Here is a 21,079-nt window from a genome sequence, read left to right as displayed (position 1 = left end):
AGCGGGGGCACGGCGGGCGGGGCGGAGCGGCCCCGTACCCGCGCGGGGGCCCGCGTTAGGCTCGCCGCATGCGTGACACCACCGCCCCCAGCCCCTCGGGGCCCGCCGCAGCGGCGCCCGTGCTCGACCTCGGGCTCGACGCGGGGGCCCTCACGGCCGCCCTCGTCGACGTGCCGTCCGTCAGCGGCGAGGAGGGGCCGCTCGCCGACGCGATCGAGGCGGCCCTGCGCCCGCTGCCGCACCTCACCGTCGACCGCCACGGCAACAACATCGTCGCCCGCACCCGGCTCGGCCGCCCCGAGCGAGTCGTGCTCGCCGGGCACATCGACACCGTCCCGATCGCCGGCAACGTGCCCTCGCGGCTCGACGCGGACGGGCTCCTGTGGGGCTGCGGCACGAGCGACATGAAGGCGGGCGTCGCCGTACAGCTGCGCCTCGCCGCGACGGTCCCGGCCCCCAACCGCGACCTCACCTTCGTCTTCTACGACAACGAGGAGGTCGCCGCCGACCGCAACGGCCTCCGCCACCTCGCGAGCGCCCACCCCGACTGGCTCACGGGCGACTTCGCCGTCCTGCTCGAACCCTCGGACGGCGAGGTCGAGGGCGGCTGCCAGGGCACCCTGCGCGTCCACCTCCACACGCGCGGCGAACGCGCCCACTCGGCGCGCTCCTGGATGGGCTCCAACGCGATCCACGCCGCCGCGCCGATCCTGGACCGCCTCGCCGCGTACGAGCCGCGCCGCCCGCTCGTGGACGGACTGGAGTACCGCGAGGGGCTCAACGCCGTACGGATCGAGGGCGGCGTCGCGGGGAACGTCATCCCGGACGCGTGCGTCGTCACCGTCAACTACCGCTACGCCCCCGACCTCTCCGGGGACGAGGCGCTCGCGCACGTCGAGGAGGTCTTCGCGGGCTGCGGCGTCACGGACTTCGTCGTGGACGACCACAGCCCCGCCGCGCGCCCCGGCCTGACCCACCCGGCCGCCGCCGCGTTCCTCGAAGCCGTGGGCGGCACGCCGCGCCCCAAGTTCGGCTGGACCGACGTGGCCCGCTTCAGCGCCCTCGGCATCCCGGCCGTCAACTACGGCCCGGGCAACCCCCTGCTCGCCCACAAGCGCGAGGAGAACGTCGAGATCCGCCACGTCCTGGCGGCCGAGAAACGCCTGCGCGCCTGGCTCACGAGCTGAACTCTCCTTTTGCGTCGGCTTCGCCCCTTTTTTTGCGTCGGCTTCGCCTCCGGGAGCGCCGATGCCGGTGTCGAGTCACCCGACGTGCTCGGTCGCTCGTTCCTCACGACCTGCGCGCGACGGGCGCCTCGACACCGTCGCGCTCCCTTCGCCTCTGCCGACGCTGCTCGGCCCTGCGGGCCTCGGGGCGGGGGGTGTGCGGGCAGCCGGATTCCGCTCCTTCGCGCCGCCACCACTCCCTGCTCATCTCCGCTTGCGCCGCAGGCCACGCCGGAGGTCCTACGCTGTCCGGACGCACGAATGAGAGGGGAGCGCGATGGCCAGTCTCGAATCGAACGGCCCGGTGGAGGAACAGCGTCTGGGACCGGTGGTACGCAGGCGCGACCAGGTGCAGCCCGGGACGACGGACCAGCGGCTGCTCGACTCGCGCGGTGACACGGACTGGGTGCACACGGACCCCTGGCGGGTCATGCGGATGCAGTCCGAGCTCGTCGACGGTTTCGGCGCGCTCGCCGAACTCCCCCCGGCCATCAGCGTCTTCGGCTCCGCCCGGACGAGCCCCGATTCACCGGAGTACGCGCTCGGGGTCCGGCTCGGCCGCGCCCTGACGGAGGCCGGTTACGCGGTGATCACCGGGGGCGGCCCCGGTGCGATGGAGGCGGCGAACCGGGGCGCCTGGGAGGCGCAGGGAACGTCGGTCGGCCTGGGCATCGAGCTTCCCTTCGAGCAAGGGGTCAACAAGTACGTCGACATCGCGGTGAACTTCCGCTACTTCTTCGTGAGGAAGGTGATGTTCGTCAAGTACGCGAGAGGCTTCGTCGTCCTCCCCGGCGGCTTCGGCACGCTGGACGAACTCTTCGAGGCGCTGACCCTCGTCCAGACCCAGAAGGTCACCCGCTTCCCGATCGTCCTCTTCGGCACGGCGTACTGGGGCGGCCTCGTCGACTGGCTCCGGGACACCCTCATCGCCGAGGGCAAGGCCAACCCGGGCGACCTCGACCTCTTCCACCTGACGGACGACGTGGACGAAGCGGTGGCGCTGGTCACGAAGGAGGCGGGGGTCTGAGGCAGACCCCCGTTTCCCCGGTGGTTCAGACGGCGGGGACGCAAGCGCCCGGGTGGTCCGCGTAGAGACCGCAGGGCTCGCGTCCCGCCTGCCGGGAACAAGGCCCCGCGACGCGCAGGCGCCACACGGGGACCCCGATCCCGAACGAGCCCCATACGTGCCCGCCCGGTCCGCGCAGCTCCCGCACGATTCCCTCGTGTTCGCACGTGAGATGGGGGGCGAGCGCGCAGCGCACGAGCGTACGGGGCGGGTCCCCGGGCGTGCGGGCCGCGTTGAGCGCCATTTCGGCCACGTACGGCGTGACGTGCCCGGCCGCCTCGCAACGGGGCGGCCCCTGCGCGCCGTCCGCGCGCGACGCGTACGCGGGAACCGGGCCCGCGCCCAGCTCGTACCAGGCACCCCCTGGATCGGGGAAGCGCAGGGCGAAGGGCTGCCGGAGGCGCAGCAACTCCCGTACGAGCGACTGCCGTTCCGCGTCCACGGCCCACGCCCGCAGGGCGGCCGGAGCGTCAGGTCCCGGCCCGGTGGCCTGGTGAACGGCCCCCGCGCGGGCCCACCGGGCCCCGGGCTCGGGATCGAGCCGATCGGCGAGCCGACACGCCTCCCCGCGCAACCACCCCGCCGCCTCGGCCACGTCCTCCAGCCTCGCCCGCGCGAGCAACCACCCCCCGGAAGCGTCCCCACCACGCGAGGTGGCGAGGAAGACGGTGCCGACTTCCAGGGTGGCGACCCTCCCCGCGACCCGCCCGCTCACGCGCCCTCGCCCTTCCCGTGCGGGTGCCGCGCGCGCAGAACGCGGCAGTCGGTCGCCTTGGAGAGGTCCCCGGCGGCCTCGGCGTCCCGCTCGACGGCACGGAGCCGTTCGCAGACGGGGCAGTCGTCGGCGGGGGGAGGGAAGGGAACGGGCATGCGGATCACTCCTCTTTGTAGCGAAGCGGCTACCGGGAGTCCCCAGGCTGAACTAGCCTGAACGAGCTATCAAGTTTCATCCTGTTGGCAGATAGGCCGGGGGATTCATGGTCAACCGCAGAACGCTCGACCCCGACGGAGGCCCGCGCGCGGCCTTCGGTGCGCGTTTGCGTAGCTTGCGGGAACAGCGAGGCTGGACACAGCCGGAGTTGGGTGCGCGGATGGGATATGCCCCCTCGCATATTTCAGGCGTCGAAATTGGTTCGCGAAATGCAACTGCCAAGTTCACTGCACGTGCTGACCGAGTGTTCGGCACGGGTGATGCCCTGACCCAGCAGGGCGACGCGCTGCGGAACCCGGCGATATTGGACGGCTTCGACGACTACCTCGTCCTGGAGGGTCAGGCGGTTGAGATCCGGGTCTTCGAGCTGGGTGCTCTGCCCGGGATCGTGCAGACCCGTCAGTACGCCGAGGCCATTCAGGCGACGGTGATGGCGCGAGGTGCCATCACCTCGCAGCAGGCGCAGGAACGGATGTCGCGTCAGCTTGCGCGGCAAGGCGCTCTTGAGCGAGAGGCGCCGCCGAAGATCTTCATGGTCATCGACGAGGGTGCACTGCGTCGTTGTGTTGGTGGTGCGGAGGGCATGGCTGAGCAGTATCAGCGGCTTCTCGACTTCGCGGCTCTTCCCAACACCGTGCTGCAAGTGGCGCCGTTCTCGATGGGGGAGCACCGGGCTCTTGACTTCCCGGCCAACCTTCTGACGTTGCGGAACGGGGCGCACGTGGCATACACGGAATCCGCCCAGCGGGGGCATTTGGAGCGCGAATTGCGCTACGTACAGCCTCTTCTCACGGCCTACCATCACCTGCAGGTCGAATCGCTGCCCCAGGCAGAGTCAGCGGCCGTGATCGAACGCGTACGAAAGGGAACATCGTGACGACCCAACCTCTCCACTGGTTCAAGTCCTCCTACAGTGGCAACAACGGGGGCTCGTGCGTGGAGGTGGCCGCCGATCTCGTCGCCTCGCGCGGTGTCGTCCCCGTGCGTGACTCGAAGTGCGTGGCCGGTCCGGTTCTCACGGTCGCTTCCTCGGCGTTCGCCGGTTTCGTGGCGGGCGTCAAGTCCGGTGAGTTCTCCGCCTGATCGAGCCCGGCACGTACGACAGCCCACCGCCCCCTTCCGGGGACCGGCGGGCTTCGTCATGTCTGAACGCGCCGCTGCGCGTGACGCCTTGCGGGCGCACCATCGAGCCACGGGTGTGCGCGTGGAAGTACGCCCGCTCAACAGCCGAGAAGGAGAACCCAGATGCCCACCCTTGCTGGCCTCAACTGGTTCAAGTCCTCCTACAGCGCCAACAACGGTGGTGCGTGCGTGGAGGTGGCCGCCGATCTCGTCGCCTCACACGGCCTGGTCCCCGTGCGGGACTCGAAGTGCGCGATCGGCCCGGTCCTCGCGGTCACGTCTTCGGCATTCGCGGGTTTCGTGGCGGGCGTCAAGTCGGGTGGACTTACGGCGTAGTTGCCGGGCTGTCGACCGCCTCGGATCGACGCGTCGGCTCCGCCTTCGCGGTGCCGAGGGGTGCGGCTCGCCGGGGAGGTGCGCGGGAAAGCGGTCCGGATTCCGTGGGTGTTCGGCCGGGTCTTCGGGGCACTGGATCGTTCGTGAAGTCTGACGTCGGCTCAGGAACAGCGCGTGGGCGCTCCTGAGGCGGCATCAGGCCGAACGGCTCTTCCACCCAGCAACGAGGAGAACCATGAAGTCGACCCGGTCTCGCGTCCTCTCCGCCTTCGTAGCCGTCGCGGCGGCAGTCACCATACCCATGACCTACGCGGGCACCGCTTCCGCCGACACCGGCCGGACCCACGGCAACTGGGTGGTGATGGGGGGCGCCAAGTACGCGAGCATGCAGGCATGTCTTGACGACGCCGCGGAGTGGGCCCAGCAGCTCGGTTACAGCCAGGTCAGGTGCATCGGCCCCGGTGGCAGCGGGAACTACACCATCGAAGGCAGGATTTGACGTAGAGCCGGTCTGCGGCCGGGCGACGGGAGCCCGGCCGGACAGCGGTCGGTGCGGGCGGCCTCCTCAGGAGGCCGCCCGCTTTCGTTCGCCATCGACCGGCAGGCTCTGTCCGGAGGGCCGCACGGAAGCCCCGCGCCGCCGGGCCGGTGTCCGGCCGGAGGCGGACCGCCTCAGGCCAGCCCCCGCCGCGCGACCGCCGGTTCGCGCCACCCCGCGATCGACGCGACCATGTCGAGGATCTGGCGGGTCTCCGCGACCTCGTGGACGCGGTAGACCCGCGCGCCGAGCCACGCCGAGACCGCTGTCGTCGCGAGCGTGCCGAGGAGCCGTTCCTTCACCGGGCGGTCCAGGGTCTCGCCCACGAAGTCCTTGTTGGAGAGCGAGACGAGGACGGGCCAGCCCGTCGCCGCCATCTCGGGGAGGCGGCGCGTCGACTCCAGGGAGTGGCGGGTGTTCTTGCCGAAGTCGTGGCCCGGGTCGATGAGGACCGACTCGCGCGGGACGCCGAGCGAGACGGCGCGCTCCGCGAGGGCCGTCGTCACCCGGAGGATGTCGGCCATGACGTCCTCGTACGCGACGCGGTGCGGCCTCGTACGGGGCCGGGCGCCGCCCGCGTGCGTGCACACGATCCCGGCCCCGTACCGCCCCGCGACCTCCGCGAGCCTCGGGTCCACGCCGCCCCACGCGTCGTTGATCAGGTCCGCGCCCGCCGCGCACACCGCCTCGCCCACCTCGTGCCGCCACGTGTCCACGCTGATCACGACCTCGGGGAAGCGCCGCCGCACCTCCGCGACGAAGCCCGCCGTGCGCCGTACCTCCTCCTCGGCGCTCACCTCCTCGCCGGGCCCCGCCTTCACCCCGCCGACGTCGATGATCGCCGCGCCCTCCGCGACCGCCCGCTCGACCCGCGTGAGGGCGGGCTCGTCGGCGAAGGTCGCCCCCTGGTCGTAGAAGGAATCCGGGGTCCGGTTCACGATCGCCATGATCACCGGCTCGTGCTCGCCGAACTCCCTGCGGCCCAGACGCAACATCCCAGCGCTTCCCTTCCGGGCCGAAGGCCCCAAGCAGTCACCCGTGATCACGGCTCCCGGGCCGCCTGCGACCCTAGCCCGCGCCCGGACGTGGCACGATCGTGGCCACGCGGCACCGGTCGTCGGGCGGGCCGTACGAGAAGAGCACCGGGCGGGGACCGCGCCCGGGGACTTGGGGAAGACGCATGCTGATGTTCTGGTTCCTGGTCATCGCGCTGGTCGTGGTGGTCGGCGCCGTCACGCTCGCCGTGCTCGGCCACGGCGAGGGCGCCGCCCTGCCCGAGGCCCCGCCCGAGCGGCTCACCGACCCGCTCCCCGCCGACCGGCCCGTGCGCCGCGCCGACATCGAGGCGCTCCGCTTCCCGCAGACCCTGCGCGGCTACCGCATGGGCGACGTCGACGAGGCCCTCGCCCGCCTCGCCGCCGAACTCGCCGAACGCGAGGCCCGCATCGCCGACCTGGAGTCGGCGCTCGCGAGCCGCCCCGCGCGGATCGCCGAGGAGGGCGAGCGGCCGTGACCGCGACCGGCGCGCTCCCGGGCCCCGACGGCAGACTCCGCTGCCCCTGGGGCCTGAGCGCCCCCGACTACCTCGGCTACCACGACGAGGAGTGGGGCAGGCCGGTCCTCGGCGACGACGCGCTCTTCGAGCGGCTGAGCCTCGAAGCCTTCCAGTCCGGGCTCTCCTGGCTCACGATCCTGCGCCGCAGGCCCGCCTTCCGCACCGCGTTCGACGACTTCAAGCTGACCGCCGTCGCCGCCTACGGGCCCGCCGAGCGCGCCCGCCTCCTCGCCGACGCCGGGATCATCCGCAACGCCCGCAAGATCGACGCCGTCCTCGCCAACGCCCGCCTCCTCGCCGGCTGGGCGCCCGGCGAACTGACCACGTACCTCTGGTCCTTCGCCCCCGCCCCCGGCAGCCGCCCCGCCCCGCGCACGACCGCCGACGTGCCCGCCGTCACCGAGGAGTCCACCGCGCTCGCGAAGGGCCTCAAGAAGGAGGGCGTCCGCTTCGTCGGCCCCACGACGGCGTACGCGCTCATGCAGGCGTGCGGACTCGTCGACGACCACCTCGTGGCCTGCGCGGCGCGCGGCAGGGGCCGCGCGGACCGGCCGGGACGGGAGCCGGGGGAGGGGCGGGAGGGCTGAACGCGCGGGCCCCGGCCCGGTACGTACGCGACCGGGGCGACCGGCCGCGCGGGGAGGCACCCCGCACGCGCACCCCTGCCCGTCCGGCGCGCTCCGACGGCCCACGCACCCCCGTCCGTCCGGAGTACCCCTGCCCGTCCGGCGTATCCCCGCCCCATCCCGCGCGCCTCGGCCGCTCCCGCACCCGCGCCCGTCTCAGCGCCCCAGGTAGCGCGGCTTCTCCTTCTTCAGGAACGCCTCCACCGCGATCACGTGGTCCTCGGACGTACCCGCGACCGTCTGGAGTTCGTCCTCCTTGTCGAGCGCCTCGTCGAGCGTGTGCGAGGCCGCGTACGCGAGCGAGCCCTTGAGCGAGGCGTACGCCACGGTCGGGCCCTGGGCGAGCTTCCGCGCGACCTCCAGCGCCGTGTCCGCCAGTTCGGCGGCCGGGACGAGACGGTTCACGAGGCCCAGCTCGTACGCCTCCCGCGCGCTGATGTTGCGCGGGAACAGCAGCCAGTCGCTCGCCCGGCTGTGCCCCACGGCGCGCTGGAGCGTGAAGGAGAGCCCCGAGTCGGCGGTGAGCGCGACCCCGGCGAAGGACGTGTTGAACGTGGCCGTGTCCGCGACGACGCGGTAGTCCGCCGCCAGCGCGAAACCGAAACCGGCCCCGGCGGCGACCCCGTTCACGCCCGCGACGACCGGCTTCGGCATCGCCGTGATCGCCCGCACGATCGGGTTGTAGTGCTCGCGCACCGTGCTCATCGTGCCGCCGTCGCCCGTCTCCCTGTCCCGCTGGAGGTTGGCCACGTGCTCCTTGAGGTCCTGCCCGACGCAGAAGGCCCGCCCCGTCGCGGTGAGCAGCACGGCCCGCACCCCGGGATCGGCCGCCGCGTTCTGGAGGGCGTCCCGCAGCGCCTCCTTCGTCGCCGTGTCGAGGGCGTTCATGGCGTCGGGGCGGTTGAGCGTGATCGTGGCGAGCGCGTCGGTCACGTCGTACAGGACGGAGTCGGCCATGAAGGAGATCCCCTCTGATCCAGCCCTCCGCCGGGCTCCGCTGCCGGGCGGACGGGCAACCGTCCCATCATCCTCGCGAGCGCCCGATACCGGCATGACCGAGATCACGACGGGCCCCACGAGGCCCCCGCATTCCTCCCGCCCCTGTGATCTGCGTCAACAAAACCAGGGCCCGGGTGTGGGGTGAAGTGGGGCAGTATTCCAGTCACATCGCCGGAATGAGTGGTTTTGAACGAGCGCGTTGCGCAGATGAGTCCGCTCGATGTTGGTCACCAAGCCCCCGCATGCGGGATAATGACAGCGGAAGCAATGTGTTCGATGCCGGTGAGGCAGCGCCTGTGACGGGGCCGCCGGCTGCGATGAGCTGGTTTCAGGAAGGGGAACGAGCATGGCGGCCATGAAGCCGCGAACGGGCGACGGCCCGCTCGAGGTGACCAAGGAGGGGCGGGGCATCGTCATGCGCGTTCCGCTCGAAGGCGGCGGTCGACTCGTCGTCGAGCTGACCCCTGACGAGGCGGACGCCCTGGGCGACGCCCTCAAGAAGGTAGTCGGCTGACGAAATCTCCCGCACGGCCTGTCACACGTCCCACCGTGACCGCCGAGCACGTCACCACTTGTTGACCGTGCCCCCCAGCTCGCCCGGCGAACTGGGGGGCACGGTCATGCGCGGGCCCCGATCACCGCGCCACCGCGCTGAGCAGGCCGTCCCCCACCGGGAGCAGGGACGGGACGAGGGTGGGGTGCTCGCGTATCGCGCGGACGAGTTCGCGCAGGCGGACCACCTCGACCGGCTGCGGACCCGCCGCGTACGTACGGCCGTCCGCGAAGATGCCCTCGAAGCACACCGCGCCTCCCGGGCGCAGCAGGCGCAACGCCTCCTCCAGGCACTCCAGGCACTCCATCCGGTCGCCGTCGCAGAAGACGAGGTCGTACCCGTTGTCCGCGAGCCGGGGCAGGACGTCCAGGGCGCGGCCCGGGATGAACCGGGCCCGGTTGCCCGCGAAGCCCGCCGCGCGGAACGCCTGCCGCGCGAACTGCTGCCGCTCCGGCTCCGGGTCCACCGTCGTGAGCACCCCGTCCGGGCGCATCCCGCGCAGCAGGTACAGCCCCGAGACGCCCGTACCCGTGCCGATCTCGGCCACCGCCTTGGCGTCCACGGAGGCGGCGAGCAGCGCGAGCGCCGCGCCGGTGGCGGGGGACACCGGACGCAGGCCCGCCTCGCGGGCCCGCTCCCGGGCCCACAACAGCGTCTCGTCCTCGGCGACGAAGGCGTCGGCGAACGCCCAGCCCGTCTCCCGGTTGCCGGTAATGAGCCTCTCCTTGCCCCGTAGTTGCCTGGCCGTGACTGTATCCGTTGGCCAAGGGAACCCGCAGATGGGACCGGACGTTAAGTGGGTGTGCGCCGGTCGCGGGCAGTGCCCCCGCCGCCCGGCCGCACGGGAAGTCAGGTCCGATGCCGGTCCGGGAGGTGGAGGATGGCCGCGACAGCGGTACGGGAAAGGGCGCGCGTCCACGGGCGCACTCCCCGGCGCGCGTACGGGATGACCAGCGGCGATGCCGAGGTCAATCCCGGCAAAATCGCTTATCCGGAGCTAACGGTCCGTATGGCTATGGTGGGTGCTCCACTGGACACCACCAGAGCTGACAGGGGAGGTGCGGCTGCGGCTGGTGAACCGGCGCCGCCCTGGCGTTACGGACCGCCCGCCAAGCCGAAATCCGTGACCGACACCGCTGACCGAGCCCTTCCGCAGGCCCGCGCGGCCCGTGAGGGCGGCCCCACCGACGATTCCGTACGCACCGCGTCCTTCGCCGCCGACGCGGAATCGAAGGCGTGGACGCCCCCCACGTGGGAGGAGATCGTCAGCACCCACAGCGCCCGCGTCTACCGCCTCGCCTACCGCCTCACGGGCAATCAGCACGACGCCGAGGACCTCACGCAGGAGGTCTTCGTCCGCGTCTTCCGCTCGCTGTCCACGTACACCCCCGGCACCTTCGAGGGCTGGCTGCACCGCATCACGACGAACCTGTTCCTCGACATGGTCCGCCGCAAGCAGCGCATCCGCTTCGACGCCCTCGGCGACGACGCGGCCGAGCGGCTCCCGAGCCGCGAGCCCTCGCCGCAGCAGGTCCTCCACGACACCCATTTCGACGCCGACGTGCAGCAGGCGCTCGACACCCTCGCGCCCGAGTTCCGCGCCGCCGTCGTCCTGTGCGACATCGAGGGGCTCTCGTACGAGGAGATCGCCGCGACCCTCGACGTCAAGCTCGGCACCGTGCGCAGCCGCATCCACCGGGGCCGCTCCCAGCTCCGCAAGGCCCTCAAGCACCGTTCCCCCGAAGCCCGCGCCGAGCGGCGCGGGCTCCTGAGGAGCCCGGTGCCCGCGCTGGGAGGGGGGAGCGCGAGCGCGTGAGCGGATCACGTCCCCCAGCCGCCCGGCGCTGTCTCTCCGAGCAGCACCTCGGTGACCGCCTCGCCGCCTTCGTGGACGGTGAGCTGGATCACGACGCCCGTGAGCGAGTCCTCTCCCACCTCGCCACCTGCCCCCGCTGCAAGGCCGACGCCGACGAACAGCGGCGACTCAAGACCGCCTTCGCCCAGGCCGCCGCCCCCGCGCTGCCGCCCGCCCTTCTGGAGCGTCTTCAAGGGCTTCCCGGAGGCCCTCACCACGGACACGACCTCGGACCCGAGCAGGGACCCGGCGGCCTCGCCCCCTTCGCGAGCGGCCGAGGAGCCGGATTCGGCATCCCCCCGCGCCCCGCGGGGAGCCCGGGAGCGGCCGGACGGCCCGGCTCCCCGGCCGGACGCGCCGCGGTCGCCGCCCTGACCCGCCCGGCGCTCGCCCCCGTGCTGAGCCCCGTCGCCCCCTTCCCCGTGCACTCCCCGCCGCAGAGCGAGAGCGCCCGTACGTCCTCCCGCGGACGCCGCTTCGCCTACGCGGCGGCGGGCGCCGTGTCGCTCGCGGCGCTCGCCCTCGGCGGCGTCTCCTCCGGCGCCCCCACCGGGGGCGTCCCCGAGGCGCGCGGCAGCAGCGTCACCCCGCAGCGCGCACCGAGCACGACGGGCCAGCCCGCCGAGGCCACGCGCCGCCGCGCCCCCGGTCTCCTCGGCAACCGCTCGGGCGGCAGCGGCACCCGTAGCGGCCACGCCCGCCCCCTGCTCCTCTCGGCGCCCCTCCTCCCCGGCACCCCGGCCCTCCCGGTCGCCGCCCCCTACTCCGCCTTCGCCCTCTCCCCGGCCGGCGGAGGCCTCCCGAGCCCCCTCCTGGCCAGGACGGCGGAGAAGAACCCGCTCCCGCGGCCGTCCCCGCAGCGCCCGGCCGCCGACGACTGACCCTCCCGCGCGGACCGGGCCTTGTCCCGGACCCCCGGCGGTACGGGCCGCCCGCCCCCGGCGGAGGGCGCCCCGCCCGCCCCGCCGTACCGCCCCCTCCCGAGCCCGGCCGCTCCTCCTCTCCGACCTGGTTCAATTTCCCTGTGCGCCGGTCCCGGTGGAGGGAACGGCCGGTGGGTGGAGATGCGGGAGAGCATGGATCTCGGTGAGCGTGGCCGCGCCGGTGCGGACGACGGCCCGGCGGAGCCCTGGGCCGGGTACGACCCCTGGGAGAGCACCCCGGCGACCCCGACCGGCGCACGGCAGCCCGCTCCCCGGCCCGCCGGGCCCGCGCACGAGCCCGCCCCCGAACCGTCCGGCGAACCCGGCGTGCGGGCCCGGCGGCGCGGCGTGATCGTCGCCGTCGCCCTCGCCGCGCTCGTCACGGGGACCCTCGGCGGCTACCTCGGAGCGCGCTACGAACGCGACGGCGGCCCCCGCACGCTGGTCCTGCCCACCCCCGCGCCGGGGCCCGAGCGCCCCGCCGGGAGCGTCGCCGACCTCGCGGCGCGCTCACTGCCCGGCGTCGTGACCCTGCGCGCCTCGGGCGCCGCCGAGGCCGGGACGGGCACCGGCTTCGTCCTCGACGGCCGGGGCCACATCCTCACCAACAACCACGTCGTCGCCCCGGCCGCCGGAGGCGGCGCGCTCAGCGTGACCTTCTCCGGCGGCCAGACCCTCCGCGCCGAGGTCATCGGCAGGGACGCGGGCTACGACCTCGCCGTGGTCCGCGTGCGCGGCGTGAAGAACCTCACCCCGCTCGCCCTCGGCGACTCCGAGGGCGTCCGGGTCGGCGACCCGGTCGTGGCCCTCGGCTCCCCCTTCGACCTCCCCAACACCGTCACGGCCGGGATCATCAGCGCCAAGGAGCGCCCCGTGACCGCCGCGGGCGAGGGCGAACAGGGCGACATCTCCTACGTCGACGCGCTCCAGACCGACGCCCCGCTCAACCCCGGCAACTCCGGCGGCCCGCTCCTCGACGCCACCGGGCACGTCATCGGGGTCAACAGCGCCATACGCTCCGCGGGCGGTAGCGACGAGGGGCAGGCGGGCAGCGTGGGCCTCGGCTTCGCGATCCCCGTCAACCAGGCCCGCTGGGTCGCGGGCGAACTCCTCGCCCACGGCCGCGTCGCCCACCCCGTCATAGGGGTCGCGCTCGACTCCCGCGAGGACAGGAACGGCGCCCTCATCGGCGGCGACAAGGACGCCGTGACCCCCGGCGGCCCCGCCGACCGCGCGGGCCTCGCCCCCGGCGACCTCGTCACCGCGGCCGACGACCGGCCCGTCACGTCCACCGAGGACCTGATCGTCCGCATCCGCGCCCACCGCCCCGGCGACCGCCTGCGCCTCACGTACGTCCGCGAGGGCAAGGAGCACCACGCCACGGTGACGCTGGAGGCGGCGGACTGAACCCCGGACCGAACCCCTGGAGGGGACAAGGGAGCGGAGGCAAAGACCCGGCCAAGCTTCGGCGAACCCCCGGAGCCCCCGGGGCCACAGCCGTAAACGGGACGGGCGGCACCGTACCGTCGGCGGGAGGTGCCGGGTACCGTGGGGCAGGCCCGGGGACGTGCGGCGGACGCGCCGCTCGCCGGGGACGGCGCGAGGAGTTCTCAGGTGTTCAATGACGTTGGGTTTTTCGAGGTACTGACCGTTGTCGTGCTCGGCGTGCTCGTCTTCGGCCCCGACAAGCTGCCGAAGATGATCCAGGACGGCATGCGGGTCCTGCGCAAGATCCGTGAGTTCACGGACAGCGCCAAGAACGACATCCGCAGCGAGCTGGGCCCCGAGTTCAAGGACTTCGAGTTCGAGGACCTGCACCCGAAGAACTTCGTGCGCAAGCAGCTCGCGAAGGGCGAGGACGAGTACGGCCTCTCCGACATCCGCTCCAGCCTCGACTTCCGCAAGGAGATGAACGAGCTGGCGGACACCGTCCACGGCAGGGACGTCGAGGACGACGAGGAGATCGCGAAGGACCAGCGCTCCCTCACGGACCTGAGCAAGAAATCCGAGCCCGACAACACGGCCGACCTCGGCACGCGCCCCGCCAAGGCCGATCTCACCAAGCGCCCCGAGCCCGCCGCCGCGACCCCGCCCCCGTACGACATCGACGCCACCTGAGCGCCGCGCCCGGCCGAGCGGTACGCCCTCTCGGGTCCCACGCCCCGCCCGGCCCCCGGACAGCCGCCGCGCTGCGCCCGTACCGCCTTTCCCGCCCCTCCCCGGCCCCGCCGCCCGCGCTCCCGCATCCGCCGCCCGCGTGGTTCCGGCTCCGCCGTGTGACGTGTGCGCGGTGGGGGGTGGCTATCCTGCCGTGTCGGGGCGTTGGCCCCGGGAACAGCGAGGAGGCGGCCACGACGATGGAGACCACGAGTCAGGTGGACGGACAGCCACAGGGCACGGAGGGCGCGCGCCCGTCGCGCCCGGCGTCCCGGCGTGACGACGCGCTCTACCGCAGGGCGGCCTTCCCCTGGTACGGCCTCGACGCCGCGTACACCGGGCCGCGCTGGCTGATGCAGGCGGCCGTCGCCGGGGACGGGGCCGTCGAGCACGGCTCCCTCGGCCACGGCGAGGAGCCCTCGGTACGGACGGAGGGCGGCGCCGACAAGGAACGCTTCGCCGCGGTCGTCACCGTCGCCGCGCACGAGGGGCGGCGCACCGCCGACGGCACCGGGATGCTGGAGGCCACGACGGTCTCCTCGGCGGCGTGGCTCGCGGGCGCGGGACTGCTCACCGTCACCTGGCCCGGCCAGATCGACCACACGCTGCGCGACGACTGGCTGGACCAGCAGACGGAGGCCGCCTGGGAGCTGGCCGACGACCTCGAAGGGGAGGTCTGGTCGAGCCTGACCCTCCCCGTCGACGGCCGCCCGACCCCCTTCCACTACCGCGAGTCCGAGTACGGCTGGGTCCTCGCGGGGACCGCCGGGGACAGCGGCGTCCACCTCGGGGCCTACGGCCGGGGGATGAGCGCGTACGGGCTCGCCTTCAGCCGCGTCGAGGACCTCGGCGCGTACCTCTGACGGACGCCGACGACGACGTACGACGACGGGGCGCCCTCCGCGCGGAGGGCGCCCCGTCGTCGTACCGCCAGCTCAGAACTTGTTGCGCGGCGTGATGCCGAGCGAGAGGCCCGACAGGCCGCGCTGGCGCCCGCCGAGCTTGCCCGCGATCGTGCGCAGCGCGCTGCCCGCGGGGGACTCCGGGTCGGAGAGGACGACGGGCGTGCCCTCGTCGCCGCCCTCGCGCAGGCGCACGTCGATCGGGATGGCGCCCAGGACCGGGACCTGCGCGCCCGTCGTCCGGGTGAGGCCGTCCGCGACGAGCTGACCGCCTCCCGTGCCGAAGATGTCGACCATCTCGTCGCAGTGCGGGCACGGCATCCCGGACATGTTCTCGACGACGCCGACGATCTTCTGGTGCGTCTGCACCGCGATCGACCCGGCCCGCTCGGCGACCTCGGCGGCGGCCTGCTGCGGGGTCGTCACGACGAGGATCTCCGCGTTGGGCACGAGCTGGGCGACGGAGATCGCGATGTCGCCCGTGCCCGGCGGGAGGTCGAGGAGGAGGACATCGAGGTCGCCCCAGTACACGTCGGCGAGAAACTGCTGGAGCGCGCGGTGCAGCATCGGGCCGCGCCACACGACGGGCGCGTTGCCCGGCGTGAACATCCCGATCGAGATGACCTTCACGCCGTGCGAGGACGGCGGCATGATCATGTTCTCGACCTGGGTGGGGCGCCCGTCGGCGCCGAGCATGCGGGGCACGCTGTGGCCGTAGATGTCCGCGTCCACGACGCCGACCTTGAGGCCGTCGGCCGCCATCGCCGCGGCGAGGTTCACCGTCACGGAGGACTTGCCGACGCCGCCCTTGCCGGAGGCGACCGTGTAGACGCGGGTGAGGGAGCCGGGCTTCGCGAAGGGCACCTCGCGCTCGGCCTGCCCGCCGCGCAGCGCGGTGGCCAGCTCCTTGCGCTGCTCGTCGCTCATGACGTCGAGGCCGACCGTCACCGAGGTGACGCCGGGAACGGCGCCGACCGCCGCCGTGACCCGCTCGTTGATGGTGTCGCGCATCGGGCAGCCGGAGACGGTCAGGTAGACCGTGACCGCGACGGCGCCGTCCTGCGCGATCTCCACGGATTTGACCATGCCCAGCTCGGTCAGGGGCCGGTGGATCTCGGGGTCGTTCACCGTCGCGAGCGCCGCCTGGATCGCGTCCTCGCTCGGCAGTGTGGGCGTGTCGGAAGCCATGTACCCGATGGTACGGCGCCGTCGCGTCCCGCCCGACCGGGCCTCGCGTCGCCTTCGTCACCCCGCGCCGCGCCGCCCGCACTCGTACGGGCCCCGCTCAGCGCCCCGTACCGGCCCCGGTCAGCGCCGCTCGCGCTCCGCCTCGTCCGCCGCCCGCTCCTCGATCGCCCCGCGCTCCTCCAAATCCCGCATCAGGTCCTTCAGTTCCGACCTGATCCAGTCGCGGGTCGCGACCTCGCCGAGCCCCATGCGCAGGCTCGCCATCTCGCGGCTGAGGTACTCGGTGTCCGCGATCGACCGCTCGTTCTGCTTGCGGTCCTGCTCCAGGTTGACCCGGTCGCGGTCGTCCTGGCGGTTCTGCGCGAGGAGGATGAGCGGCGCCGCGTAGGACGCCTGGAGCGAGAGCATGAGCGTCAGGAAGATGAAGGGGTAGTTGTCGAAGCGCAGCGCGTCGGGCGCGGCGATGTTCCACACCACCCAGACGATGATGATGACCGTCATCCAGACGATGAACCGGCCCGTCCCGAGGAAGCGGGCGATGCGCTCCGAGGCCCGCCCGAAGGACTCCGGGTCGTAGTCGGGCAGCAGCCGCCTGCGCGGCGCGCGCGGTACGTCGAGCCGCCGCCGCGCCCGCCCCGCCGACCGCTCCTTGCCCGTCCCCTCGCGCCGCTCCCGCTCCCGCTGCCCCTCCGCCTCGCCGTGCCGCCGCCGCGCCTGCCCGCGCCGCTCGCGCAGCTCGTGGAGCCGGTCCCGCACCGCCTCGACCTGCTGCTCCCTGTCCCGGTCGCCGCCACCCTGCTCAGCCATGCCGCCCCGCCTCCTCCCCGCCCTCGCGCCCGGAACCGCCCTCGCGCCCAGAACCGCCCTCGCCCCCGGAACCGCCGTCGTCCCCGGAACCGTCCTCGCCCCCGGACCCCGCCCCTTCGTCCCCGCGCGCCGCCCGTGCCGCCGGGGCCTCGCCCGTCCGCACCGCCCGGTCGGCCGGGACCTCGCCCGAGAGCTGGTACTCCGTCTCGCGCCAGTCGTCCGGGAGCATGTGGTCGAGCACGTCGTCGACCGTGACGACGCCGAGCAGCGCCCCCGAGTCGTCCACGACGGGCGCGGCGACCATGTCGTACGTCGCGAAGAACCCCGCCACCTCGGGGAGCTGGGCCTGCGGCGCGAGCGGCAGCAGGTCGTCGTCGAGCATCCCGCTGACCAGCGTGTACGGGGGATCGCGCAGCAGCCGCTGGAAGTGCACCGTGCCGAGGTACTTGCCGGTCGGCGTCTCGTCGGGCGGGCGGCACACGTACACCTGCGCGGCGAGCGCGGGGGAGAGGTCGGGATTGCGGACCCGGGCGAGCGCCTCGGCGACGGTCGCGTCCGGGCGCAGCACGATCGGCTCCGTCGTCATGAGCCCGCCCGCCGTCCGCTCCTCGTACGCCATGAGCCGCCGCACGTCGGCGGCGTCCGAGGGCTGCATGAGCGTGAGCAGGCGTTCCGTCTCGGCCTCGGGCAGCTCGCCGAGCAGGTCGGCGGCGTCGTCCGGGTCCATCGCCTCCAGGACGTCGGCGGCGCGCTCGTCCTGGAGTTTGCCGAGGATCTCGATCTGGTCGTCCTCCGGCAGCTCTTCGAGCACGTCCGCGAGGCGGTCGTCGTCGAGCGCGTCGGCGACCTCGGCCCGCCGCTTCGCCGACAGGTGGTGCAGGACGTTCGCGAGGTCGGCGGGGCGCAACTGCTCGAAGGTCGCGAGCAGGTTCTCCGCGCCCTGCCCCTCCTCCTCCAGCGAGAAACCGTCGAGCGCGGACCATTCGACGGTCAGCGTCTCGCCGCCGCGCCGCCCCGTCCCCTTCCACGGCAGGCGCCCGCGCGCGGCCGGCACCTTCCGCACGAAGACGCGGTCGATCTCCCACTCGCGGCGCGCGGGGAGCTGCGTCACCGAGACGTCGAGCACGGTGACCTCCTCGCCCGTCTCGACGAGCCGCAGCCGCCGGTCCAGGAGTTCCCCGAGCACGAGGCGCTCGGCGGCCCGCTGCTCGAAGCGCCGCACGTTGAGCACGCCCGTCGAGATGACCTGCCCCGACTCGATCCCCGAGACCCGCGTCATCTGCAGGAAGATCCGCCGCCGCGTGGGCAGCTCGACCATGAGCCCGAGGACGCGCGGCGGGCGCCGCCCGACCCGCAGCGTCGCCACGAGGTCCCGCACCCGGCCCACCTGATCGCCGTTCGGGTCGAAGACGGCCATCCCGGCGAGGTGCGAGACGAAGATCCGCGGAGCGCCACCGGCCACCGGTCACCTCCTCCGTACATCCGGACAAGCAATCACTTACGGGGCGGAATCAGGCTAACCGCTGACGGCTCCCGCCGCCGGGGCCGCTGGGCCGGACGGACGCGGGGCCTCCGGTACGGGAGCCTCCGGGGGCCCCGGTACGCTGCGGGCCCAGGCCCCGTGTCCCTCCGACCCCGGATGAGAGGCTCGTCCCCAGGTGACCCCCCGCGCCCTGCCCCGACCGACCAGGACCGTTCTCGCGGGCGCCGTGTGCGCCGCTCTCCTCGGCGGGCTCGGTGCCTGCGGCGAGGACCCGGACGAGGGCACCAACGGCGTCGGCAAGCTCTCCGCCGAGCAGATCCACCGCAGGACCACGGCGGCGGCGGGCGGTGCGCGCTCCGTACGGCTCAAGGGCAACCTCATCAGCGGCGGCCACACCTACACGCTCGACATGCGCCTCACCGCCGAGGGCGGCACGGGCACGGTCCGCACCAAGGGCGCCGCCTTCTCCCTCCTGCGCGTCGAGAAGCACCTCTACCTCCGCGCGAGCGCCGCCTTCTGGGAGCACGAGGCGGCCCAGGCGAAGGGCGGCGGGAGCGCGAAGAGCGCGGCGGGGAAGCTCGACAAGAAGTACGTGAAGGTGCCGCCCAAGGACCCCTCCTACCAGCGGCTGAGCCTCTTCACCGACAAGAAGGCCCTGCTCGACGGGCTCCTCGGGCTCGGCGGCGAGGTCGTCGACGCGGGGCGGGGCGAGAGCGGCGGCGTCCGCACGGTCCGCGTCGCGGGCGACAAGGGCTCGGGCGCGCGCATCGACGTCTCGCTCGAAGGCGAGCCGTACCCGCTCAAGCTGCGCCGGGCGGGGGACGCGGGCACGGTGGCGCTCAGCGCGTGGAACGCGGCGCTCGACCTGAAGGAGCCGGGGCTCGACGAGACGGTGGACTACGGGGACCGGCTGCTGCCGCAGACGTGAGACGGCGCGGGCCTCCCGCGGGGGGCCGGGCGCTCGCGGGCGCCGGGCTCTCCGTGGGGCGGGCTCTCGCCCGGGGGCCCGCCGGCCCCGTACCCCCTTCCCCCTACTTCCGCTTCCGCCCGCGCCCGAAGAGCAGCTTCGGCAGCGGCGCCGGGCGGGTGACCCGCGTCGACGCGGGGCTCGGGGGCGGGGGAGCGGCGAGCGAGGAATCGGGGGCGGGCAGCGTCCCGGACTCGTACGACGGCACGAGGCGCAGCACCCGGCACTCGCGCGCCCAGCGCTCCGGCATCGTCTCCGCGTCCGGCGCGTTGAGCCGCTTGCCCTTCAGCTCGGCGACCGCCGCCTCCCACTCGGGCGAGCCCGCGACGAGTTCCCCGACGGAGGCCCGGAAGGTCACGAGCCGCACGCCCTTGTCCTTGCTCCGCACCGTCACCTCGGCGCCCCCGCCCGCCGCGAGTCCGGGCAGCGGCTGCTCCCCGGGCCCGTCCCCGACGAGCAGCACCGCGCCCTCGTGCCACACGTGCCACAGCGCGCGGGCGGGGTCCGTGCCCTCGCCCCGCACCCACACGAGGGACGACTTCTTCGCGGCTTCCTCGACGAGGGCGCGGTCGAGCGGGCTTGCGGCGGCAGTCATACGAGCAGCGTAGCCACCCCGGCGCGTCCCCCGCCCCCGTCCCGAGGGCGGCCGGGCCGCTTCAGAGCCAGCCGTTGCGCTTCAGCGTGCGGTGGATGCCGAGGCAGATGACGAGGATCGCGCCGAGGACCATCGGGTAGCCGTAGGTCCAGCGCAGCTCCGGCATGTGCTTGAAGTTCATCCCGTACACGCCGCAGATCATCGTCGGCACCGCGATGATCGCCGCCCACGAGGTGATCTTGCGCATGTCCTCGTTCTGGGCGACGGTCGCCTGCGCGAGGTTGGCCTGGAGGATGGAGTTGAGGAGTTCGTCGAAGCCGACGACCTGCTCGTGGACGCGCGCGAGGTGGTCGTGCACGTCGCGGAAGTACTTCTGGATGTCGGGGTCGATGAGCCGCATGGGGCGCTCGCTCAGCAGGTGCAGGGGCCGCATGAGCGGCGCGACGGCCCGCTTGAACTCCAGGATCTCGCGCTTGAGCTGGTAGATCCGGCTCGCGTCGACACCGCGCGAGGCCCCTTTGCCGGGCGCCGTGAAGACCTCGGTCTCGACCTCGTCGATGTCGTCCTGGAGCGCGTCGGCGACGACGAGGTAGCCGTCCACGCAGTGGTCCGCGAGCGAGTGGAGGACGGCCGAGGGGCCGTGCGCGAGGAGGTCCGGGTCGTCCTGGAGGCGGTGGCGCAGGCCGCGCAGCGAGCCCTGGCCGCCGTGCCGGACGGTGATGACGAAGTTCCGGCCGGTGAAGCACATGACCTCGCCGGTCTCGACGATCTCGCTCGTCGCGGTCAGTTCCTCGTGCTCGACGTAGTGGACGGTCTTGAAGACGGTGAAGAGCGTGTCGTCGTAGCGCTCCAGCTTCGGGCGCTGGTGGGCGTGGACGGCGTCCTCGACGGCGAGCGGGTGGAGGCCGAACTCGGCGGCGATGCCCGCGAACTCGGCCTCGCTCGGCTCGTGCAGCCCGATCCAGGCGAAGCCGCCGCCGAGCCGGACGAGTTCGACGGCCGCGTGCGGGGTCAGGGCGTGCGCGGTGGGCACGCGACGGCCCTCGCGGTAGACGGCGCAGTCCACGACGGCGGAGGGCACCCGGGGGTGACGGTCCGTCTCGTGGGGGGCGGGCACCTTTCGGGCGGAGGGGCGGACCACGGCACGCAGGCTGGGGATCATCGACATGGTGCTGCTCCTTCGTGCGCGACCGGGCGAGCCGGGCGGAACCTCCCGAAACGGGGACGTGCGCCGCACCGGGCACGTCCGC

Annotated in this window: 25 protein-coding genes; 15 read left to right on the top strand and 10 right to left on the bottom strand. The window is 73.5% G+C overall.

From position 1 onward, the window contains the following. Positions 1-68: 68 nt before the first annotated feature. Together dapE and STTU_RS10185 are read left to right on the top strand one after the other, a co-directional pair. Positions 69-1,187 (top strand): succinyl-diaminopimelate desuccinylase, encoded by a 1,119-nt coding sequence (gene dapE, locus STTU_RS10195; protein WP_052862347.1) that lies wholly within the window; start codon positions 69-71, stop codon positions 1,185-1,187. A 316-nt stretch (positions 1,188-1,503) separates the two neighbouring features. Next, on the top strand, positions 1,504-2,253 hold the full coding sequence (locus STTU_RS10185; protein ID WP_007822408.1) for a TIGR00730 family Rossman fold protein: 750 nt from the start codon (positions 1,504-1,506) through the stop codon (positions 2,251-2,253). Between the two features lie 25 nt (positions 2,254-2,278). On the opposite strand, the gene STTU_RS10180 is transcribed toward STTU_RS10185, so the two are convergent. Both STTU_RS10180 and STTU_RS34900 read right to left on the bottom strand, forming a co-directional pair. Beyond that, on the bottom strand, positions 2,279-3,007 hold the full coding sequence (locus STTU_RS10180) for a hypothetical protein (RefSeq protein WP_007822406.1): 729 nt from the start codon (positions 3,005-3,007) through the stop codon (positions 2,279-2,281). Further along, positions 3,004-3,162 carry a hypothetical protein gene (locus STTU_RS34900; protein ID WP_175417828.1) on the bottom strand — a complete coding sequence of 53 codons (159 nt, stop codon included), beginning with the start codon at positions 3,160-3,162 and terminating at the stop codon, positions 3,004-3,006. The genes STTU_RS10180 and STTU_RS34900 overlap by 4 nt, the downstream gene beginning before the upstream one ends. 107 nt (positions 3,163-3,269) lie before the next feature. Between STTU_RS34900 and STTU_RS10175 the strand changes: the two genes are divergently transcribed. The 4 genes from STTU_RS10175 to STTU_RS10160 all read left to right on the top strand — a co-directional run bounded on the left by STTU_RS10175 (position 3,270) and on the right by STTU_RS10160 (position 5,180). After that, on the top strand, positions 3,270-4,100 hold the full coding sequence (locus STTU_RS10175; RefSeq protein ID WP_043254735.1) for a helix-turn-helix domain-containing protein: 831 nt from the start codon (positions 3,270-3,272) through the stop codon (positions 4,098-4,100). Next, positions 4,097-4,306 (top strand): DUF397 domain-containing protein, encoded by a 210-nt coding sequence (locus STTU_RS10170; RefSeq protein ID WP_420713547.1) that lies wholly within the window; start codon positions 4,097-4,099, stop codon positions 4,304-4,306. The genes STTU_RS10175 and STTU_RS10170 overlap by 4 nt, the downstream gene beginning before the upstream one ends. 162 nt (positions 4,307-4,468) lie before the next feature. Further along, the gene (locus tag STTU_RS10165) at positions 4,469-4,681 is read left to right on the top strand and encodes a DUF397 domain-containing protein (protein ID WP_007822402.1); all 213 of its coding nucleotides are present in this window, start codon (positions 4,469-4,471) and stop codon (positions 4,679-4,681) included. Positions 4,682-4,916: 235 nt separating this feature from the next. Next, the gene (locus STTU_RS10160; RefSeq protein WP_007822400.1) at positions 4,917-5,180 is read left to right on the top strand and encodes a hypothetical protein; all 264 of its coding nucleotides are present in this window, start codon (positions 4,917-4,919) and stop codon (positions 5,178-5,180) included. A gap of 173 nt (positions 5,181-5,353) precedes the next feature. Here STTU_RS10160 and folP read toward each other — a convergent pair whose 3' ends face one another. After that, positions 5,354-6,214 (bottom strand): dihydropteroate synthase, encoded by an 861-nt coding sequence (gene folP / locus STTU_RS10155; RefSeq protein ID WP_007822399.1) that lies wholly within the window; start codon positions 6,212-6,214, stop codon positions 5,354-5,356. Between the two features lie 185 nt (positions 6,215-6,399). Here folP and STTU_RS10150 point away from each other — a divergent pair, with 185 nt between their 5' ends. Together STTU_RS10150 and STTU_RS10145 are read left to right on the top strand one after the other, a co-directional pair. Beyond that, the gene (locus STTU_RS10150; RefSeq protein ID WP_009068542.1) at positions 6,400-6,732 is read left to right on the top strand and encodes a DivIVA domain-containing protein; all 333 of its coding nucleotides are present in this window, start codon (positions 6,400-6,402) and stop codon (positions 6,730-6,732) included. Beyond that, a complete protein-coding gene (locus STTU_RS10145) occupies positions 6,729-7,361 on the top strand; it encodes a DNA-3-methyladenine glycosylase I (protein WP_043254731.1) in 633 nt (210 codons plus the stop codon). Before STTU_RS10150 ends, STTU_RS10145 begins: the two co-directional genes overlap by 4 nt. A 195-nt stretch (positions 7,362-7,556) precedes the next feature. On the opposite strand, the gene STTU_RS10140 is transcribed toward STTU_RS10145, so the two are convergent. After that, positions 7,557-8,357: an enoyl-CoA hydratase/isomerase family protein gene (locus STTU_RS10140; protein ID WP_043254729.1), complete on the bottom strand. Its 801-nt coding sequence runs from the start codon at positions 8,355-8,357 to the stop codon at positions 7,557-7,559. Positions 8,358-8,745: 388 nt separating this feature from the next. Between STTU_RS10140 and STTU_RS32915 the strand changes: the two genes are divergently transcribed. Next, positions 8,746-8,913 carry a DUF3117 domain-containing protein gene (locus tag STTU_RS32915; protein ID WP_003966491.1) on the top strand — a complete coding sequence of 56 codons (168 nt, stop codon included), beginning with the start codon at positions 8,746-8,748 and terminating at the stop codon, positions 8,911-8,913. 121 nt (positions 8,914-9,034) lie between these two features. On the opposite strand, the gene STTU_RS10135 is transcribed toward STTU_RS32915, so the two are convergent. Beyond that, the gene (locus STTU_RS10135) at positions 9,035-9,733 is read right to left on the bottom strand and encodes an O-methyltransferase (RefSeq protein ID WP_078490169.1); all 699 of its coding nucleotides are present in this window, start codon (positions 9,731-9,733) and stop codon (positions 9,035-9,037) included. A 234-nt stretch (positions 9,734-9,967) separates the two neighbouring features. On the opposite strand from STTU_RS10135, the gene sigE reads away from it, so the two are divergent. From sigE to STTU_RS10105, 5 genes are all read left to right on the top strand, one after another. Further along, entirely contained in the window at positions 9,968-10,768 is an 801-nt protein-coding gene (sigE, locus tag STTU_RS10130) for an RNA polymerase sigma factor SigE (protein WP_007822393.1), read from the top strand. Further along, on the top strand, positions 10,765-11,688 hold the full coding sequence (locus tag STTU_RS34120) for a zf-HC2 domain-containing protein (RefSeq protein WP_234019201.1): 924 nt from the start codon (positions 10,765-10,767) through the stop codon (positions 11,686-11,688). The genes sigE and STTU_RS34120 overlap by 4 nt, the downstream gene beginning before the upstream one ends. Before the next feature lie 195 nt (positions 11,689-11,883). Beyond that, on the top strand, positions 11,884-13,137 hold the full coding sequence (locus tag STTU_RS10115) for a trypsin-like peptidase domain-containing protein (RefSeq protein ID WP_052862483.1): 1,254 nt from the start codon (positions 11,884-11,886) through the stop codon (positions 13,135-13,137). A gap of 207 nt (positions 13,138-13,344) precedes the next feature. Next, complete coding sequence (locus tag STTU_RS10110; RefSeq protein ID WP_007822390.1) at positions 13,345-13,848, top strand: sec-independent translocase; 504 nt, start codon at positions 13,345-13,347, stop codon at positions 13,846-13,848. Positions 13,849-14,087: 239 nt separating this feature from the next. After that, entirely contained in the window at positions 14,088-14,750 is a 663-nt protein-coding gene (locus STTU_RS10105; RefSeq protein WP_007822389.1) for a hypothetical protein, read from the top strand. Between the two features lie 72 nt (positions 14,751-14,822). Here the strand turns inward: STTU_RS10105 and STTU_RS10100 are convergent, their stop codons facing one another. The 3 genes from STTU_RS10100 to STTU_RS10090 form a co-directional block, all read right to left on the bottom strand. Beyond that, the gene (locus STTU_RS10100; RefSeq protein ID WP_043257267.1) at positions 14,823-15,956 is read right to left on the bottom strand and encodes an Mrp/NBP35 family ATP-binding protein; all 1,134 of its coding nucleotides are present in this window, start codon (positions 15,954-15,956) and stop codon (positions 14,823-14,825) included. A gap of 141 nt (positions 15,957-16,097) precedes the next feature. Continuing rightward, a complete protein-coding gene (locus tag STTU_RS10095) occupies positions 16,098-16,712 on the bottom strand; it encodes a DUF1003 domain-containing protein (protein WP_009068555.1) in 615 nt (204 codons plus the stop codon). 64 nt (positions 16,713-16,776) lie between these two features. Further along, positions 16,777-18,246, bottom strand: coding sequence for a magnesium transporter MgtE N-terminal domain-containing protein (locus STTU_RS10090; protein WP_007822386.1), 1,470 nt, complete (start codon positions 18,244-18,246; stop codon positions 16,777-16,779). A 211-nt stretch (positions 18,247-18,457) separates the two neighbouring features. Here STTU_RS10090 and STTU_RS10085 point away from each other — a divergent pair, with 211 nt between their 5' ends. Further along, a complete protein-coding gene (locus STTU_RS10085; RefSeq protein WP_009068557.1) occupies positions 18,458-19,195 on the top strand; it encodes a hypothetical protein in 738 nt (245 codons plus the stop codon). Between the two features lie 103 nt (positions 19,196-19,298). On the opposite strand, the gene STTU_RS10080 is transcribed toward STTU_RS10085, so the two are convergent. Both STTU_RS10080 and STTU_RS10075 read right to left on the bottom strand, forming a co-directional pair. Further along, a complete protein-coding gene (locus STTU_RS10080; protein ID WP_007822384.1) occupies positions 19,299-19,829 on the bottom strand; it encodes a hypothetical protein in 531 nt (176 codons plus the stop codon). A gap of 61 nt (positions 19,830-19,890) precedes the next feature. Further along, positions 19,891-20,997, bottom strand: coding sequence for a magnesium and cobalt transport protein CorA (locus STTU_RS10075; RefSeq protein WP_043254722.1), 1,107 nt, complete (start codon positions 20,995-20,997; stop codon positions 19,891-19,893). Positions 20,998-21,079: the final 82 nt, after the last annotated feature.

The organism is Streptomyces sp. Tu6071, from assembly GCF_000213055.1.
Taxonomy (GTDB): domain Bacteria; phylum Actinomycetota; class Actinomycetes; order Streptomycetales; family Streptomycetaceae; genus Streptomyces; species Streptomyces evansiae.
This window is presented reverse-complemented; position numbering and strand designations above follow the sequence as displayed.